Annotated in this window: 10 protein-coding genes; 7 read left to right on the top strand and 3 right to left on the bottom strand. The window is 67.0% G+C overall.

Going from position 1 to position 16,406, the window contains the following annotated elements:
* Positions 1 to 55 precede the first annotated feature (55 nt).
* From M9978_RS05535 to M9978_RS05510, 6 genes are all read left to right on the top strand, one after another.
* Entirely contained in the window at positions 56 to 2,398 is a 2,343-nt protein-coding gene (locus tag M9978_RS05535) for a thiamine pyrophosphate-binding protein (protein ID WP_254291983.1), read from the top strand.
* Between the two features lie 10 nt (positions 2,399 to 2,408).
* Positions 2,409 to 3,695: a pyruvate dehydrogenase complex dihydrolipoamide acetyltransferase gene (locus M9978_RS05530; protein WP_254291982.1), complete on the top strand. Its 1,287-nt coding sequence runs from the start codon at positions 2,409 to 2,411 to the stop codon at positions 3,693 to 3,695.
* Between the two features lie 112 nt (positions 3,696 to 3,807).
* Positions 3,808 to 4,185: a response regulator transcription factor gene (locus M9978_RS05525; protein ID WP_254291981.1), complete on the top strand. Its 378-nt coding sequence runs from the start codon at positions 3,808 to 3,810 to the stop codon at positions 4,183 to 4,185.
* Entirely contained in the window at positions 4,182 to 5,267 is a 1,086-nt protein-coding gene (locus M9978_RS05520; protein ID WP_254291980.1) for a YaiO family outer membrane beta-barrel protein, read from the top strand. The genes M9978_RS05525 and M9978_RS05520 overlap by 4 nt, the downstream gene beginning before the upstream one ends.
* A 59-nt stretch (positions 5,268 to 5,326) precedes the next feature.
* Positions 5,327 to 6,304, top strand: coding sequence for a HEAT repeat domain-containing protein (locus M9978_RS05515; protein WP_254291979.1), 978 nt, complete (start codon positions 5,327 to 5,329; stop codon positions 6,302 to 6,304).
* Complete coding sequence (locus M9978_RS05510) at positions 6,301 to 7,719, top strand: glycosyltransferase family 2 protein (protein WP_254291978.1); 1,419 nt, start codon at positions 6,301 to 6,303, stop codon at positions 7,717 to 7,719. Before M9978_RS05515 ends, M9978_RS05510 begins: the two co-directional genes overlap by 4 nt.
* A 139-nt stretch (positions 7,720 to 7,858) precedes the next feature.
* Here the strand turns inward: M9978_RS05510 and M9978_RS05505 are convergent, their stop codons facing one another.
* From M9978_RS05505 to M9978_RS05495, 3 genes are all read right to left on the bottom strand, one after another.
* Positions 7,859 to 10,327 (bottom strand): penicillin acylase family protein, encoded by a 2,469-nt coding sequence (locus tag M9978_RS05505; protein WP_254292166.1) that lies wholly within the window; start codon positions 10,325 to 10,327, stop codon positions 7,859 to 7,861.
* A gap of 70 nt (positions 10,328 to 10,397) precedes the next feature.
* On the bottom strand, positions 10,398 to 13,355 hold the full coding sequence (locus tag M9978_RS05500; protein WP_254291977.1) for a TonB-dependent receptor plug domain-containing protein: 2,958 nt from the start codon (positions 13,353 to 13,355) through the stop codon (positions 10,398 to 10,400).
* 152 nt (positions 13,356 to 13,507) lie between these two features.
* Positions 13,508 to 14,416, bottom strand: a complete 909-nt coding sequence (locus M9978_RS05495) for a LysR family transcriptional regulator (RefSeq protein WP_254291976.1) — start codon at positions 14,414 to 14,416, stop codon at positions 13,508 to 13,510.
* A 138-nt stretch (positions 14,417 to 14,554) separates the two neighbouring features.
* On the opposite strand from M9978_RS05495, the gene M9978_RS05490 reads away from it, so the two are divergent.
* A complete protein-coding gene (locus M9978_RS05490; protein WP_254291975.1) occupies positions 14,555 to 16,291 on the top strand; it encodes an amidohydrolase in 1,737 nt (578 codons plus the stop codon).
* Positions 16,292 to 16,406 lie beyond the last annotated feature (115 nt).

Raw genomic sequence — 16,406 nt, 5'->3', positions numbered from 1 at the left:
CAAGGACCTGCCGGACCGAACTGCCTATAGTTGAGGTCAATAACGGGACGGGATGATGGCACTCACTATCGCACGCGACCGCGCCGAGACGATCGGCGCCCTGGAGCAACTGGACACGCGGTTGCTGTGGCTGTCGTCGTGGATGATCCACAACGCCAACCACATCCGCGAGAAGACCGACGGGATGAAGATCGGCGGGCATCAGGCGAGCTGCGCGTCGATGACCGCGATCATGTCGGCTTTGTATTTCCACGCGCTCGGGCCGAACGACAAGGTCGCGGTCAAGCCGCATGCCGGCCCGGTGCTGCACGCGATCCACTATCTGCTGGATAACCAGTCGCTCGACCGGATGCAGCGCTTCCGCGGGCTCGGCGGCGTGCAGAGCTATCCGAGCCGGACCAAGGACACGATCCCGGTCGACTTCTCGACCGGCTCGGTCGGACTCGGCGTGGCGGTCACCGCCTTCACCAGCCTCGTGCAGGATTATCTGATCGCGCACGGCCAGGTGAAGGCCGAGGATGCGGGGCGGATGATCGCGCTGATGGGCGATGCCGAACTCGACGAGGGCAATATCTATGAGTGCCTGATCGAGGGCTACAAGCACGACCTGCGCAACTGCTGGTGGATCGTCGACTATAACCGCCAGAGCCTCGACGCGACCACCGCCGACCGCATGTTCCGCCGCTTCGACGATATCTTCGAGACGTGCGGCTGGCGCGTCGTCACGCTCAAATATGGCAAGCTGCAGCAGGCGGCGTTCAAGAAGCCCGGCGGCAAGTCGCTCGAAGAGTGGATCGACGGCTGCCCCAATGCCGAGTTCGCGGCGCTCACCTATCAGGGCGGCGCGGCATGGCGCGCGCGGCTCATCGCCGATATCGGCGGCAAGCCGAACGTCCAGAAGCTGCTCGACAGCTATGACGACGACGCGCTGGCCAGGCTTATGACCAATCTCGGCGGGCATTGCATCGAGAGCCTGATCGAAGCGTTCGACGGCGCGCAGGACGACAAGCCGACCTTGTTCATCGCCTATACGGTGAAGGGCAATGGCCTGCCGCTGGCGGGGCACAAGGACAATCACTCGGGGATGATGAACCCGGCGCAGATGGCGGGCTTCCGCGCGAGCCTGGGCATCGCTGAGGGGCAGGAATGGGAGAAATGGGGCGGGCTCGGCGACAATCTCGCCGCGCAGCTTCAGGCATTCGTGACCGACAGCCCGATCGCGCGCGCCAAGGCCGAGCCTGCCGCGCCCGCGGTGCCGGTGCCTGCGCGGCTGCCGGTGCCCGAGGGGGCAGAGCAGTCCACGCAGGCCGCGTTCGGGCGTGTGCTGCTCGATCTCGCCAAGTCGGGCGAGCCGCTCGCCGACCGGATCGTCACCACCGCGCCCGACGTCACCCAGACCACCAATCTTGGTGCGTTCGTCAACCAGCGCGGGTTGTTCCGGCGGCAGGAGCTTGCCGATGTGTTCCACAAGGCCAAGATCCCGTCGGCGCAGAAATGGGCGCAGCACGCGGCAGGGCAGCATATCGAGCTGGGCATCGCCGAGCATAATTTCTTCCTGATGCTGACCTCGCTCGGACTCGCAGCGCCGCATTTCGGCACGCGGTTGCTGCCCGTGGGCACGGTCTATGATCCGTTCATCGCGCGCGGGCTCGATGCGCTCAACTATGGCTGTTACCAGGACAGCCGCTTCCTGCTGGTCGGCACGCCTTCGGGGCTGACGCTGGCGGCGGAGGGCGGCGCGCACCAGTCGATCAACACGCCGCTGATCGGCATGGGCCAGCCCAACCTCACCACCTTCGAGCCGGCCTTTGCCGACGAGGTCGCGCTGATGATGCGCTGGGCGTTCGATCATATGCAGGCGGACGACGGGAGCTCGGTCTATCTGCGGCTGACCACACGCTCGATCACGCAAGCGGCGCGCGAGGACGATGCGTGGGAAGCGGACGCGCTGGCAGGCGGTTACTGGCTGCGCAAGCCGGCGCCGGGTGCCGACGCCGCGATCGCGTTCAGCGGCGCAGTCGCACCCGAGGCGCTGGCGGCGTGGGAACAGCTCGCCGACGACCTGCCCGGCCTGGGGCTGCTCAACGTGACTTCGCCCGACCTGCTGCATCGCGGCTGGTCGGCGCGGCGCGCGGCGCGCTGGAACGGCGCGGCGGCGGCGCCCTGCCATGCCGAGACGCTGCTCTCCGCGCTGGCGCCCGGCGCGGGGCTGGTGACCGTGCTCGACGGCTCGCCCGGCGCGCTGTCGTGGCTCGGCGGGGTCAAGGGCATGCGCGTCAGTCCACTCGGCACCGACCGGTTCGGCCAGACCGGCAATTTGCCCGATCTCTACCGCACCTACCGGCTCGACGCCGAGGCGATCGCCGACGCCGCCGCCGAACTCTTCCTCGACAATTAAGGCCCCGAACATGGCAATCGAACTGACGATGCCGGCGCTCTCGCCGACAATGGAGAAGGGCACGCTGGCGAAATGGCTGGTGGCCGAGGGCGATGCGGTCAAGCCCGGCGACCTGCTCGCCGAGATCGAGACCGACAAGGCGACGATGGAATATGAGGCGATCGACGAGGGCATCGTCGCCAGCCTGCTGATCGCCGAAGGGACTGACGAGGTCGCGGTCGGCACGGTGATCGCACTGCTCGCCGCGCCCGGCGAAGCTGCACCTGCGCGCGTGCTGGAGACGGTGGCTGCGGCGCCCGCCCAAGCCACGCCAGTGCCAGCGCCTGCCGCGCCACGGCCTGTCCCCGCCCCTGCCGCACCGACACCGGTGGCGGAAGCCCCGCTCCCGCCGCGCCGGACCACGCCGGCCGACCGCATCAAGGTCAGCCCGCTCGCACAGCGCATCGCCGACATGAAGGGCATCGATCTTGTCGCGATCGCCGGCTCGGGTCCCAATGGCCGCATCGTGCGCGCCGATCTGGGGCTGACGCCGCTCGCCGCGTTCGCGCCGACCGCTGCGCCCGCGGCATCACCCGCCGCCGCCGTGATCGCGCCACCGCCCGCAGGCGTGCCGGTCGAAACGGTCAAGCTCTCGACGATGCGCAAGACGATCGCGCGCCGCCTGACCGAGAGCAAGACGAGCGTCCCGCATTTCTACCTCACCGCGCGCTGCAACCTCGATCCGTTGCTCGCGCTGCGCACGCAGCTCAACGCCGCGCTCGATGCGCGCGGGGTCAAGCTCAGCGTCAACGACCTGCTGATCAAGGCGCTCGCGCTTGCGCTGACCGAAGTGCCCGACGCCAATGTCCAGTTCGGCGGCGATGTGATCCACCGATTCGCACGTGCCGACATCTCGATGGCGGTCGCGATCGATGGCGGGCTGGTGACGCCGGTGATCCGCGACGCGGGCGCGCTGTCGCTCGCCGCCATCGCTCAGGCCAGCAAGGCGCTCGCGCAGAAGGCGCGCGACGGCAAGCTGACGCCGGAGGATTATGAAGGCGGCACCGCCTCGATCTCCAACCTTGGCATGTTCGGCATTGACGAGATGTTCCCGGTGATCAACCCGCCACAGGCGCTGATCCTGGGCGCCGCCGCCGGGATCGAGCAGCCGTGGAAGGTCGATGGCCAGCTCGGCCTGGCCACCGTCATGGCCGCCACCGCCAGCTTCGACCACCGCGCCATCGACGGCGCGGTCGCGGCGCAGTTCATGCAGGCGTTTCGCGAAATCGTCGAGAACCCGGCACTGCTCTGCACCTGATCACCGTCGTGGTTAACGGCTGAGCAACCATCAAAATGCGGCGGACGGGTGGATCGCCCGCCATATATCGTTAGTTACGTTTCCGGACCTGTTCATTTGTCCGGGGCAAGGCGTGGCACAACGAACGATTCTAGTCTGCGATGACGACGAATTGCTCGTCGAGCTGCTGACGTTCCGGCTCGAAAGCAAGGGGTTCGGCGTGATCGCCGCGAGCAATGGCGCCGACGCGGTATCGCTGGCGCTCGAGCACCGGCCCGATGCGGTGGTCCTCGACATGATGATGCCGGTGCTCGACGGCCAGCAGGTGCTGCGTCGGCTGCGCGACGCGCCGGAGACCGCGGCAACCCCGATCGTGATGCTCACCGCGCGGCGGCAGGAGCAGGACATTGTCGGGGCCTTTGCGCTCGGAGCGAGCGACTATCTGGTCAAGCCGTTCATGCCGGAGGAGCTGATGACCCGCCTCACCCGCTTGTTGTCGGCGCCGCGATGAGGGTGACGTTCGCCGTCGCCCTGTCGCTCGTGCTGGCCGCGCCCGCTCATGGTCAGGATGATCCCTACCAGGCCGCAGTACAGGCGCGCATTGCCGGCGATCCGGCACGCGCCGTGCGGCTGCTCCAGCCGATCGTCGCGGCCGATCCGCGCAATGCCGACGCACAGGTGCAGCTCGGGCTTGCGCAGCTCGCGCTCAATCGTCTTGCCCCCGCGCAAGCCGCGTTCGAGGCGGCGTTGGCGGTCGCGCCCGGCTATGCCGACGCGCGGATCGGCCTCGCCCGGGTCGCGCAGCGCCGCGGCGACCGCACTGCCGCGTTGCGCGCGCTCGAACCGGTCGATCCCGGCAACACCGACGCCGCCGCGCTGCGAGCGCAATTGAACGCGCCGGAGGAGCCCAAATGGCAGCTCGATCTGGAGGGCAGCTACAGCCACCTATCCGGTCCGCAGCGCGACTGGCAGGAGGCGGCGGCGCAGCTGCGTTACCATCCCGATGAAAGGATCGCGGTCGGCGGCCGCGTCGAATATGCCAGGCGCTTCGGGCTCGACGATGTCTATGGTGAGCTTTCGCTCGACGGCCAGATCGCGTCCGGCGTGCGGGGTTATGTAAGCTTCGGCGCGACAGCCAAGCCCGACTTCCGGCCGGAATGGCAGATCGGCGCCGGCGTGTCGGCGCGTCTGCACGGCGGCCGCTATGCCACCGTCCTTACGCTCGACGCGCGCCAGGCGCGTTTCGCGATCGGCGACGTGCAGAGCGTCACCCCGGGCATCGAGCAATATCTCGGCGAGCGCGTGTGGCTGACCGCCCGCTGGATCAACCTGTTCGACGAGCGCGGCACGCACCGCATGGGCTGGTCGCTGCGCGGCGACGCGCAGGTCACCGGCAAGCTGCGGCTGTTCGCCGGTTACGGCGACGCGCCCGACACCGATGAAGGCGTCGTAGTCGAGGTGCGCAGCATGTTCGGCGGGGTCAGCTACGACATCGGCCCGCGCACCACGCTGCGCCTGTCGCTCGCGCATGAGGACCGCGCGACCGGCGCCGACCGCACCCAGTTCGGACTGGGCCTCGGCCTGCGCTTTTGACCGCGCTGCGGCTCATCTGGACCGCGTCGCTGGTACTCGCCGCTGCGGCCCTCGCGGTCATGCTGCTGCTCGTCCTGCTGCGCTTCTGGACCAACCGGCAACGCGCGCGCCATGCGGCGGCGCGGCGGCGGCTTGCGCCGCTGTTGCTCGGCGGCGGGGAGGTCACGCCGGCGGCGGCGCACGGCATCTCCGATGCGGTCATCGCCGATCTTTCGCTCGAACTGATTCAGCTCGTTCGCGGCGCCGAGCGGCAGGCGTTCATCGCCAATGCCGCGCGGCTCGGCGTGCCGCGGCGGCTCGCCCGGCAGATGCGCTCGATCTCGCAGCGCAAGCGCACCGTCGCATTGCGCGGGCTGGTCGAGTTCGACGACCCGGTGAGCCGCCGCGCGCTCGATCGCGCGCTCGACGACCCCGCGGCCGACATCCGCCTCGCCGCGGCGCAGGCGCTGGCCGAGCGCGGCGAGCCGCTCGACGCGCGCGATCTGGTGCGCCGGTTGGGGCTCGGCTCCGAACACTCGCCGCGGACCATGGTGCGCCTGTTCCGCTCGATCGCGCAGGCAAGGCCCGACCAGGTCAAGGCGCTGGTGCTCGAGCCCGACCAGAATCTCGACGTCCGCCTCGCCGCGATCGAGGCGATGGCCGATACCGGCGACTATTCGCTGGTCCCGGTGCTCGCCGCGCTCGCGCTGGAGGCCGATGACGGCAGCGAGGAACTTCCGCGCTATCTCCACGCGCTCGGCAAGCTCGGCCATCCCAGCGGCAAGACCGCGATCCTCGCCGGGCTGTCGAGCGGATCGATGGCGGCGCGTGCGGCGGCGGCGCGCGCGGTCGGCCGTATCGCGCTGACCGACAGCGTCGACCGGCTCGGCCAGCTGCTCAACGACCGCGAATGGTGGGTGCGCTTTCGCGCCGCCGAAGCGCTGCTCGGCCTCGGCGACGCCGGACTCGCCCGGCTGCGCGCCGCTGCGGCGCATGGCTATGGCCCGGCGCGCGAGGCTGCGAGCACGATGCTCGCCGAACGCGGACTTCAGCCGTGATCGATTTTCCCGACTGGTCCTATCAGGCGGCGCATCTCGTCACCTGGTTCGTCGTCGCCACCGGACTCGTCCAGATCCTGCTCTACCTCGTGCAGTTGAGCTATGCCGGCTACGCGCTGCACTGCCGCCCGCCGACCACCTCGACGGCGGTGCTGTGGGAGCGTTACGCGGACGTCGCCCCGCCGATCGCAGTCATCGCGCCCGCCTATAACGAGGAGCTGTCGATCATCGAGAGCGTCGAGGCGCTGCTCGCGCTTCACTATACCGAGTTCGAAGTGCTGGTCGTCAATGACGGGTCGAAGGATGGGACGCTCGCCCGCCTGATCGCGCATTACCGGCTGGAACCGGTGCAGCGTTATTACGAGCTCGCGGTCGAGAACCGGCCGGTCCGCGGCCTTTACGCCAACCCCGCCTATCCGCGGCTGCTGGTGATCGACAAGGAGAATGGCGGCAAGGCCGATGCGATGAACGCAGGGATCAACGTCGCGCGCACGCCGCTCGTCTGCGTGATCGACGCCGATACGCTGCTTGAGTCCGACGCGTTGATCCGTGTCGTGCGGCCCTTCGTTGAGGACCCGGTGCGCACCGTCGCGGTCGGCGGGACGATCCGCATCGCCAATGGCTGCCACGTCGAGAATGGGCGGGTGACCGAAGCGCGGCTGCCGCGCAACCTGCTCGCCTTGTTCCAGGTCGTCGAATATCTGCGCGCCTTCCTGATGGCGCGGCTCGGCCTCAGCCAGATGCAGGCGCTGATGATCATCTCCGGCGCGTTCGGCCTGTTCAAGCGCAGCAGCGCGATCGAGGTCGGCGGGTTCAGCCAGAATACGGTCGGTGAGGACATGGAACTGGTCGTCAAGCTCCACCGCCACCTGCGCGACCGCAAGCGTGACTATCGCATCAGCTATATCCCCGAACCGGTGAGCTGGACCGAGGCGCCGGAGAGCTTCGCCAGCCTCGCCAACCAGCGCGCGCGGTGGCAGCGCGGCAGCCTCGAAACCTATCGCAAGCATCGCGACATGTTCCTCAACCCCAGATATGGCCGGATCGGCTTTCTGGGGTTCGGCCAGGTGTGGATCGTCGATGTGATCGGGCCGATCGTCGAGATCGCGGGCTATGCGCTGGTGCCGCCGTTGTGGATGCTGGGGCTGGTCTCGCTCGACCATCTGCTCGCCTTTGTCGCGGTGATCTTCACCTTCGGCGTGTTCATCAGCGTGGCGACCTTGGTGCTCGAGGAAGTGCAACTGCGGCGGCTCGAAAACGCGCACGACCTCGCCTTGCTCACCGCTGCCGCGGTGTTCGAGAATTTCGGCTATCGCCAGCTCAACAATCTGTGGCGCGTGCGCGGCTGGTGGCAGTTCGCGCGCAAGAAGCAGGGCTGGGGTACGATGGTGCGCAAGGGCTTTCAGCGGCCGTGATTTGAGCGGTTCAGCAAGCTGAACCGGGTGCGGTGCCGGCCCGCTCCCCCACCCGGCCACCCATTCCAGAATATTCTGCCGATGGGTGGCCGGGTGGGGGAGCGGGCCGGCACCGCGATCAGCGCAGCTGATGCAAACGTCAGAAACTCAGCTTCTTCTCGCTCACCGTCGCCGCGTCGATCTCCGCCTTGGTCACCGGCCGGTTCTTGCAGCCGAAGCTGGTATAGATGTCCTGCTGGTCGCGGTAATACGGGCTGGGCTTGCCGTCGGGCGCGACGAAGCCGCTCTGGCCCGGGGGCACCGCGTCGCACATCGTGACCTTGCCGTCGCGGAACACGTAGAAGGCGCTCATCGTGCCGCGTTGCTGATCGACCGGATATTCGATCCGCTCCTCCGGGCTGCTCCACGGCACGCCCGCCGGGCTCAAATTGCTCCAGTCCTTGACCCGCGTCTTCGCCAGCCACTTGGCCGGCTCGGCGCCATAAGTCTCGGTCAGCGCCTTGTCCGCCTCGGCCAGCGTCTTGCGGATGAACGCACCGGGATCGCCGCCGCGCAGGAAGTCATGCGGCGGCGTCACGTTGCCCGGCTGGCCCTTGGCCAGCGCGAAATACATGACTTGCGCGCCGAGCGGCTGGCCGCGCTCGCAGTTGAGCGCGGATTCGCCGGTCTCGCAGCCTTGCAGATAGCGTTTGGGCACGTCGCGCTCGAAGAAGCGCGTCAGCGCGATCTCCATCCATTGATAATAGGCAGCGACGCCGGGCGAGGAATAGCGGCCCGACTTTGTGCTGTCCTCCTGCTGCCCGTCCCAGCCGGTGATCGCGTCGGCGACCTTGCGGATGCGGCTGTTCGCCGGCTCGTTCGCGACAGCGGCGGCGATCAGCGGCACGAAATAGGCGTGCTGCTTGCTGGCGTGCGAGGCATCGCGGTTGATGTCCCACACCTCCGACACCGTCATCTTGTCCCTGGCGTCGAACTGGCGCGTGATCGCATCGACATGGTTGAGCCGCGACCACAGCAACGTGTCGGTGTTGAGCACGTCGATCGACGGACGGTTGTTCCAATTGGCGATATAGCCGCGCTTGGGGTTGAGCACGCGGGCATTGTCGGCGGCGGGCTGGAAGCCCACCCATTCGCGCTCGCCCGTGCCCGGCGTCGGCAGCTGGATCTCGTGCCCCGGCGCGCGGATCGGATAGCGGCCCGCCTGGATATAGCCGATATTGCCCTCCCGGTCGGCATAATATTGGCTCTGATTGTTCGACTTGCGCGCGATGGCCGCCGACCATTGCGTGAAGTTCTTCGCCTTCATCTCATCATAATAGGCGAACATCGTCTCCATCTCGCGGCCCGCCCAGGACCGGCGCTTGGAATAGGCAGTGCGGTTCTTGTCGTCGAAGGTGACGACCGGGCCATGCACGGTCGACCACAGATCGATCGTCTCGCTCCTGCCGCCCTTCACGTCGATGCGAACGGTGCGCTTCGTCATCGGCACCCACCGCCCCTTGAAGCGGTATTCGCGCGGATTGGCGGGGTTGAGCTGTTCCTGAAACAGATCGAGGATACTGCCCGCCAGCGCGGTACGGCCCCAGGCGATGTAGCCGTTGGTGCCGAAGTGAAAGTACGGCAGGCCGGGATAGGTCGATCCGGTGACATCGATCCCCGCGCCGTGAAGCGACGCCGCCCAGATCATGCTCGGCACCTGATCACCGACCTGCGGCCCACTGTACAGCACGGCATCGGCGTCGATCAGCTTGGTCCGGTTGGCGAGCCAGCTGTTGCTCGAATGCGGCGTCTTGTCCGGCCCGGTGCCGCCCCATAGCGACACCGACTGGCGCGCTTCCTCGGCGCCGGCGGCGGGCGAGATCGGCTTGAGCCCCGACAGCTCGGGCGGGCGGAAGGCGCGGCCCGGCACCCCGGCGCGGCCCGCCTGCTGGTCTTCGACATGCACGGTCAGCGGCGCGCTGGGATCGTCGCGCCAGCGCAAGGTCGAGAAGATACGCTTCGCTTCGGTAGCACCGTGCTTCGCGGTGAGTTCCGAAAGCAGGGTCACGTTCGACACCTGCGAACTATAGTCGGAGAAGCGGAACAGCAATTGCCCGAGCCAGGACATGGCGATGTCGAGGTCGGTCCACGGTTCGGGCCGGAAGCCGTAATCGTTGAACTGCTTGGGCATCAGCGTCTGCGGGCTGGCCAGCACCTCGGCGATGCGCGCGTTGATCCCGGCGACCATGCCGTCGATCGCAAGTCGATGCTCGCCCTTCAGCGCAGCGAGCTGCGGACGCAACTGCTCGGGATCGTAATTGGTGAGGACGTCGCGGTCCTTTTCCAGATAGTCCGGCCCGAACACCGCCGCCGCACGCCCCTGCGACGAGCGCTTGGTCGATTCCATCTGGAACAGCCGGTCCTCGGCCAAAGCGTAACCATAGCCGTAGAACAGGCTGTACGTGTCGTCGGCATAGATGCTGGGCACGCCATATTTGTCGCGCTTGATCACCGCGCTGCCCTTGCGCGGTTCGACCTTTTTGCTCTCGGATCTGGCCGACTGGGCAACCGCCGGAGCGCTCAACAGCCCGATTGCCGACACCACGCACAACATCATCCCGGTACGCATTACGCTCACCCCGCCTCTCCGGTTTTCTTCGTCGCAGGAGGCGCCCGCGCCGCGAGCGCCTCCGCTCATATCACAGGCTGAACCGCACGCCGACGCGGTAGAAACGACCCAGCAGGTCGTACATGCTGTTGTTCACCGAGCGCACCAGATAGGGGTTGATGCCGTAATAGGGCACGAGCGGCGGATCGATGTTGAAGAGGTTGTCGACCTTGCCATAGATCTCGATCTTCGGCGTGATCTTGAAGGTCGCGCCGATATCGACATAGGTCGCGCCGGCGATCTGGTTGTTGTTGATCGTCGGATTGGTCGCGGTCGGCAACGGGCACGCGCTGGCGCATTCGATGAAGTTGTTGGCGATCACGCCGGGGCTGACATAGCGCTCGATCACCGTGAAGCTGAACCGGTCGGTGCTGTACGACTGCGTGGCATAGAGCCGCCAGTTGGGGATCGAGACGTTGACCGCGTTCGAATTCACCCCAGCCTGTTCCTGCGGCACCGTGCCGGGCAGGCCCGGGGTGTTGGTATAGTTGAACACATGCGTGGCCAGTGCGCGGATCGTGAGGCTGCCGTTCGATCCGATCAACGCCGGTACCTCGGTACGGTATGATGCCTCGATATCGAGGCCCTTGGTGACGAGGGAGGAGATGTTGATCGGCACCAGGCGGATCTCGGTCGCCTTGCCCGCGGGGTTGCGTGTGATCGCCGCGCAGGCATCGGCATTGCCGCCCTGACACAGCGTCGCGACCTGCTGGATACCGCTCAGCGTGCTGATCGCATCCGTCACCTTGATGCGGTAGAAGTCGACCGACGCGCTGAAGCCCGGTAGCCATTCCGGCCGATAGATCGCGCCGATCTCGAACGTGTTCGACTTTTCCGGCCGCAGGTCGAGGTTGGAGACGGTCGCCTGATTGACGTCATAGGTCTGCGGCTGGCCGGGCGCCTGCGGGACGAAATCGGTGAAGCTGGCAAACAGATTGGCCGGCGCGCGGAACAGCTCGGCGAGGTTGGGGGCGCGAATGTCGCGCGAAACGACGCCGCGCAGGCGCAATCCGGTCAGCGGCGTGTCCCACGTGCCGCCCGCCTTCCACGTCGTGACGTAACCCGACTGGCTGTATTGCGTCGCACGCACCGCGCCGCTCAGCTCCGCCTTGCCCATGCCATCGCCATCGAACAGCGGCAGCACCGTTTCGAGATAGCCTTCCCACACATGGAACGCACCCTGCGACGAGCGGAAATTGCCGGTGAAATAGTTGTTGCCGCCGGCATTGAGCAGCGTGTTGCCGCCATTGCCGACCGAAAAGGGATCGGATTCCTGACGGAAGGATTCACGGCGATATTCGACACCGAACGCGATCGAGACCGGGCCGGCCCAATTGCTGAACGGCTCGCCCGAGAGGTTGAGCGCGGCGACGTCCTGTTGCAGCCAGGTCTTGATCCACGGCTCGCCCTTGATCCAGTTGAGCGCCGCCTGCGAAGCAACGCCGGTGCCGATCACGTTGAGCGGCACGCAGCCCGCGGCACGCGCGGCGGCGGAGCGGCAGATTACCGTGCCATTGGGTCCGGGGATCGCGTCGATCGCCGCGAACACCAGGTTGGTCAGCGTGTTGTTCTGAATCAGCGACTTCGTATAGGTCTTGCCGATCGCGCCATAGGCGTTGAACTTCCAGTCGCTGCCCAGTGCCTCGAAGCTGCCGTCGAGGCCGACGGCGAAGCGATGCATGTTGCGCTCGTTGACCGCGATCGTGTCAGGCAGGTCGGCGATATAGCTGCCCATGGCGAAGCTGGTGATGTTGTTGTTGATGCACGCCTGCTGGATCGACGCGGGGACGAACGGGTTGGCGCCCGACCCCGGTAGCGAGCCGGCACCGTTGAGCGCGTTGCCGCACTGGATGGTGAGCGTACCGGTGCGATACTGGCCGGGGAAAGAGTGCGCGGTGGTCAGCACGCCGCCATAGTTGAAGCTGCCCCACAGCGTGACATCGTCGGTGATATCGAAACCAAGCCGTGCATAGATCGTCTCGCGCCGCATCGCCGCTTCGAGGTTGGAGTTGTCGGCGATGTCGCCGATCTGCGTGCCGCCGCTCATGTCGACACCGACAATCGTGCCATATTGGAAGGCGAACGGTGCCCCGCCGGGACCGAAGGCAGTGCCGCGCAGCGGGCCGGCGGTGATGACGCCGCCCGGCGCCAGCCGCGTATCGACCACGCGCGGCGCGACGATATATTGCGGCTCGCCCGCCGGGGTGGTGGCGATGGTGCGCATCAGCACCTTGGTGCCGTCATACCAGTCGCGCTTGCCGCTGCCTCGCGGGACGCCGTCATTGTCCTGATATTCGCCGCTGATCACGAAATGCGCGCGGTCGTTGGCGAAGCGGAAGCCGCCGGTCAGCGAGACCGAATATTGCTTGTTGTCGCCATAGGTGGTGACGCCGCCATTGATGTTGCCCTTGAGGCCGACAAACTGGTCGTCGAGGATGTAGTTGACCACGCCCGCGACCGCGTCCGAGCCCCAGCTTGCCGAGGCGCCGCCGGTCACGATATCGACTCGCTTGACCAGCCCCTGCGGAAACGAGCCGGCATCGGTCACGCCGATGTTGAGCGCGCCGACCACGCGCTGGCCGTTGAGCAGGGTCAGCGTGCGGTTGGTGCCGAGGCCGCGCAGGTTGAGCGTGCTGAGGCCGCCAGTGCCGGTGCTCTGCGTGGTGCCGAAGGTCTGGGTCGAGTTGCTGCCCGCGAGCGAGGGGAGCTGGTTGACCGCCTGAAAGACGTTGCTCTGACCGGCGCGGGCGAGGTCCTCCTCGCCGAACACCGTTACCGGCGTCGGCGCGGCATAGCCGTCGCGGACGACGCGGGTGGCGGTGACCACGATCTCGCGGTTCGAACCGCTCTCGGCCTGCTCCTCCTGCGGTTCGGCGGCTTGCGGCGGCGCGGTCTGCGCCAGCGCCGGCGTGGCGGCGAGCGCGACGGCGGCGACGCCTGTGAGAGCCTGGAATTTCGAAAAACGGCGCGCGATTGACCCGTGAACCATCGACATCTCTCCCCGTTCGGCCGCCGGATCATGTCCGTGCGGCTCACCCTGTCCCAGCGCGGCGGCGCACCGGACAGCAAGAGAGTGGCCTTAGCGCGCTACCCGCGCCATGACATTTGAGTCATAGCTCAATACCTTGAGTCATATGACGATTATGCCGCGCGCCCGAGCGCGCGGGCTTCCTTCTCGACCTCGCGCATGAAATCATGCGCCGGACTCATCAGCGACCGGCCGGGCGAGGTGACCAGGCCGATCAGCCGGAACGCGTCGGGTCCGTCGAGCTCTCGCCAAGCGAGATCGGGGCTGCGGATCTGCTCGACGCCCAGCCGGGTGAGGATGCTGATCCCCTGCGATTCGATGACCAAAGCGCCCGCGGTCGTCGGATATTTGCAGTTGAACAGCGGTTCGACCACGACATTGGCCGCGGCCAGCGCCCGGTCGATCATGCCGCGCAGGTCAGTGTCGGTCGACATCGCGATGAACGGACGCTCGCCGAACACCGACCAGCCATGCGCCGCGCGCGCCAGCTCGTCATCGGCGCGGCAAACCAGCACGAGCCGGTCCTGATAGATCGGCTTGAAATCGAGCGCCATCGACGCCGCGGGCCGCGGCGCGATCCCGATATCGGCTTCGCCCTCCGCCACCATCCGATGCACGGGCGGCCCGACATCCTCCCAGATATCGACCTTGACGCCGGGATGCGTTTCGCAGAACCGCCGGATCGCGCCGGGCAGCAGCGTCGCGGCGATCGACGGCAGCGTCGCGACGCGCACGCGCCCTTCGCGGCCCTCGACATGCGATTCGAACTCGCGGAACAGCCGGTCGTAATCCTTGAGCAGCCGCTCGGCGATCGGGCGGAGCTGCTGGCCCGCCGGGGTCAGCCGGACATGGCGCGAATCGCGGTCGAACAGCCGCACGCCCAGCCGTACCTCGATCTGGTGGATGGTGCGGCTGAAGGCCGGTTGCGACACGCCCAGCGCTGCCGCCGCCGCGCTGAAATTGGCGGTTGCCTCCAGCGTCAGGAACGCCTCGAGCTGGGGCAGAGTGAGCCGCTGATGCATGGCGGGATGTTGGGTGTTTTGGCCGGTTGCGGCAACCGCTATCGCGCCCGGGCCGGTATGAGACGATAGCCTGTTTGTCATTGCGAGCCGCGCGCAGCAACCCCACGCAAGGCTCATCGGCGGACAGGAAGGCAAGCGATGGCGGGGGTTGGGCGAACTTCGATTTTGGCGATCGCGCTGGCCTGCGCGCCAGCGGCTGCGCTGGCGCAAGCGCGGACGGCGGACGTCATCCTGACCAACGCGCGGGTCTATACGGTCGAGAAGAGCCAGCCTTGGGCGCAGGCGGTGGCGATCAGGGGCGGCAAGATCCTCGCGGTTGGCCCGGCCAAGACGGTCGCGCGAACCCGCGGCAAGCGCACCCGCGTCGTCGATCTCGGCGGGCGGATGCTGCTGCCGGCGTTCGGGGATTCACACGCGCATCCGCTGTTCGGCGGACTCACCTATGCGCGCTGCCCGATCGTCGATGGCAAGACCGTCGAGCAGTATAAGAGGCTGATCGCCGCTTGCGTGGCGAAGACGCCAGGAACCGGGGTGGTCTATGGCGTCGGCTGGGCGCAGACTAACTTCCCCGGCATCTCGCCGCGCAAGGAGACGCTCGACGCGATCAGCCGCGACCGGCCGATCATCTTCGGCTCGTTCGACGGGCATGGCATGTGGGCGAACTCCAAGGCGCTTGAGCTGGCCGGTATCACCCGGGACACGCGCGATCCGCCCAACGGCAAGATCGATCGCGATCCGAAGACCGGCGAACCGAGCGGCGCGCTTTGGGAATTCAGCGCGATGGCGCTACTCGACCGATTGATCCCGCCGCCCGGTCCCGCCGAACTGCAAGCGTCGATCCGCTATGTCGTCAGGCATTTCAACAGCCTCGGCATCACCAACTGGCATGATGCCGGAGTCGAGTTTGCCGATGACGGCAGCAGCGACATGGTCGAGGCGTATCGCGCGGTGCGCGACGCGGGCGATCTTTCCACACATGTCGTGATCGGCCTCAAATGGAAGAACGAGCGTGGGCTCGACCAGATTCCGGGCATATTGAAAACTGCGGCGCGGGCGAGCGGCTATGGCCTCAACGCGCGCAGCGTCAAATATTATCTCGACGGCGTGATACCACAGCACACCGCGGCGATGATCGAGCCCTATGAGGGCACCGCCGAGCGCGGCAAGACGTCGATCCCGACCGGCACGCTGCGCGCCGCGATCACCGATCTCGACGCCAGGGGCTTTCAGGCGCACATCCATGCAATCGGCGACCGCGCGGTGCGCGAGGGGCTTGACGCCTTCGCCGCCGCGCGCACGCGCAACGGCGCGAAGGACAACCGCCACTTCATCTCGCACATGAACATGATCGATCCGGCGGACCAGCCGCGCTTCGGCCAGCTCGGCGTCTATGCCGGGCTCCAGCCCTATTGGGCGAGCAATTACGACGACATGGACTTGCAGAAGAAGGCGATCGGACCGAAGCGCACCGCGTCGATCTATCCCGCCGCCAACATCGTCAAGGCGGGCGGCAAGCTCGCTTATGGCGCCGACTGGCCGGTCGATTCGGCCAATCCGCTCGACGGCATCCAGGTCGCGCTGACCCGCACCAATCCGCAAAAGCCCGGCAGCGGCGCGCTCGGCCCCGATCAGGCGGTCACGCTGGCCGAGGCGATCGCGTCCTACACGCTGCACGTCGCGCAGGTGAACCATATCGACCAGCGCACCGGATCGATCGCGGTCGGCAAGGATGCCGACCTGGTTGTGCTCGACCGCAACCTCTTCGAACTGCTTCCCGCCGAAATCTCCAAGGCCAAGGTGCTGCTGACCCTGTTCGCGGGCAAGCCAGTGTTCGGACACGTCGGATCGTTCGGCAGGGCCTCCAGCACGCGCTGACGGGCCATTTTCGCGCCGCTTGGTATGAGAAGATAGCCTGTTTGTCATTGCCGCGCGGCGGTCATGATCGCAGCTTTGCAAGACCAGAAATCGACAAGGGGCGAGCGCCCCGAAA

This window comes from Sphingomonas tagetis, assembly GCF_024211275.1.
GTDB lineage: Bacteria > Pseudomonadota > Alphaproteobacteria > Sphingomonadales > Sphingomonadaceae > Sphingomonas > Sphingomonas tagetis.
This window is presented reverse-complemented; position numbering and strand designations above follow the sequence as displayed.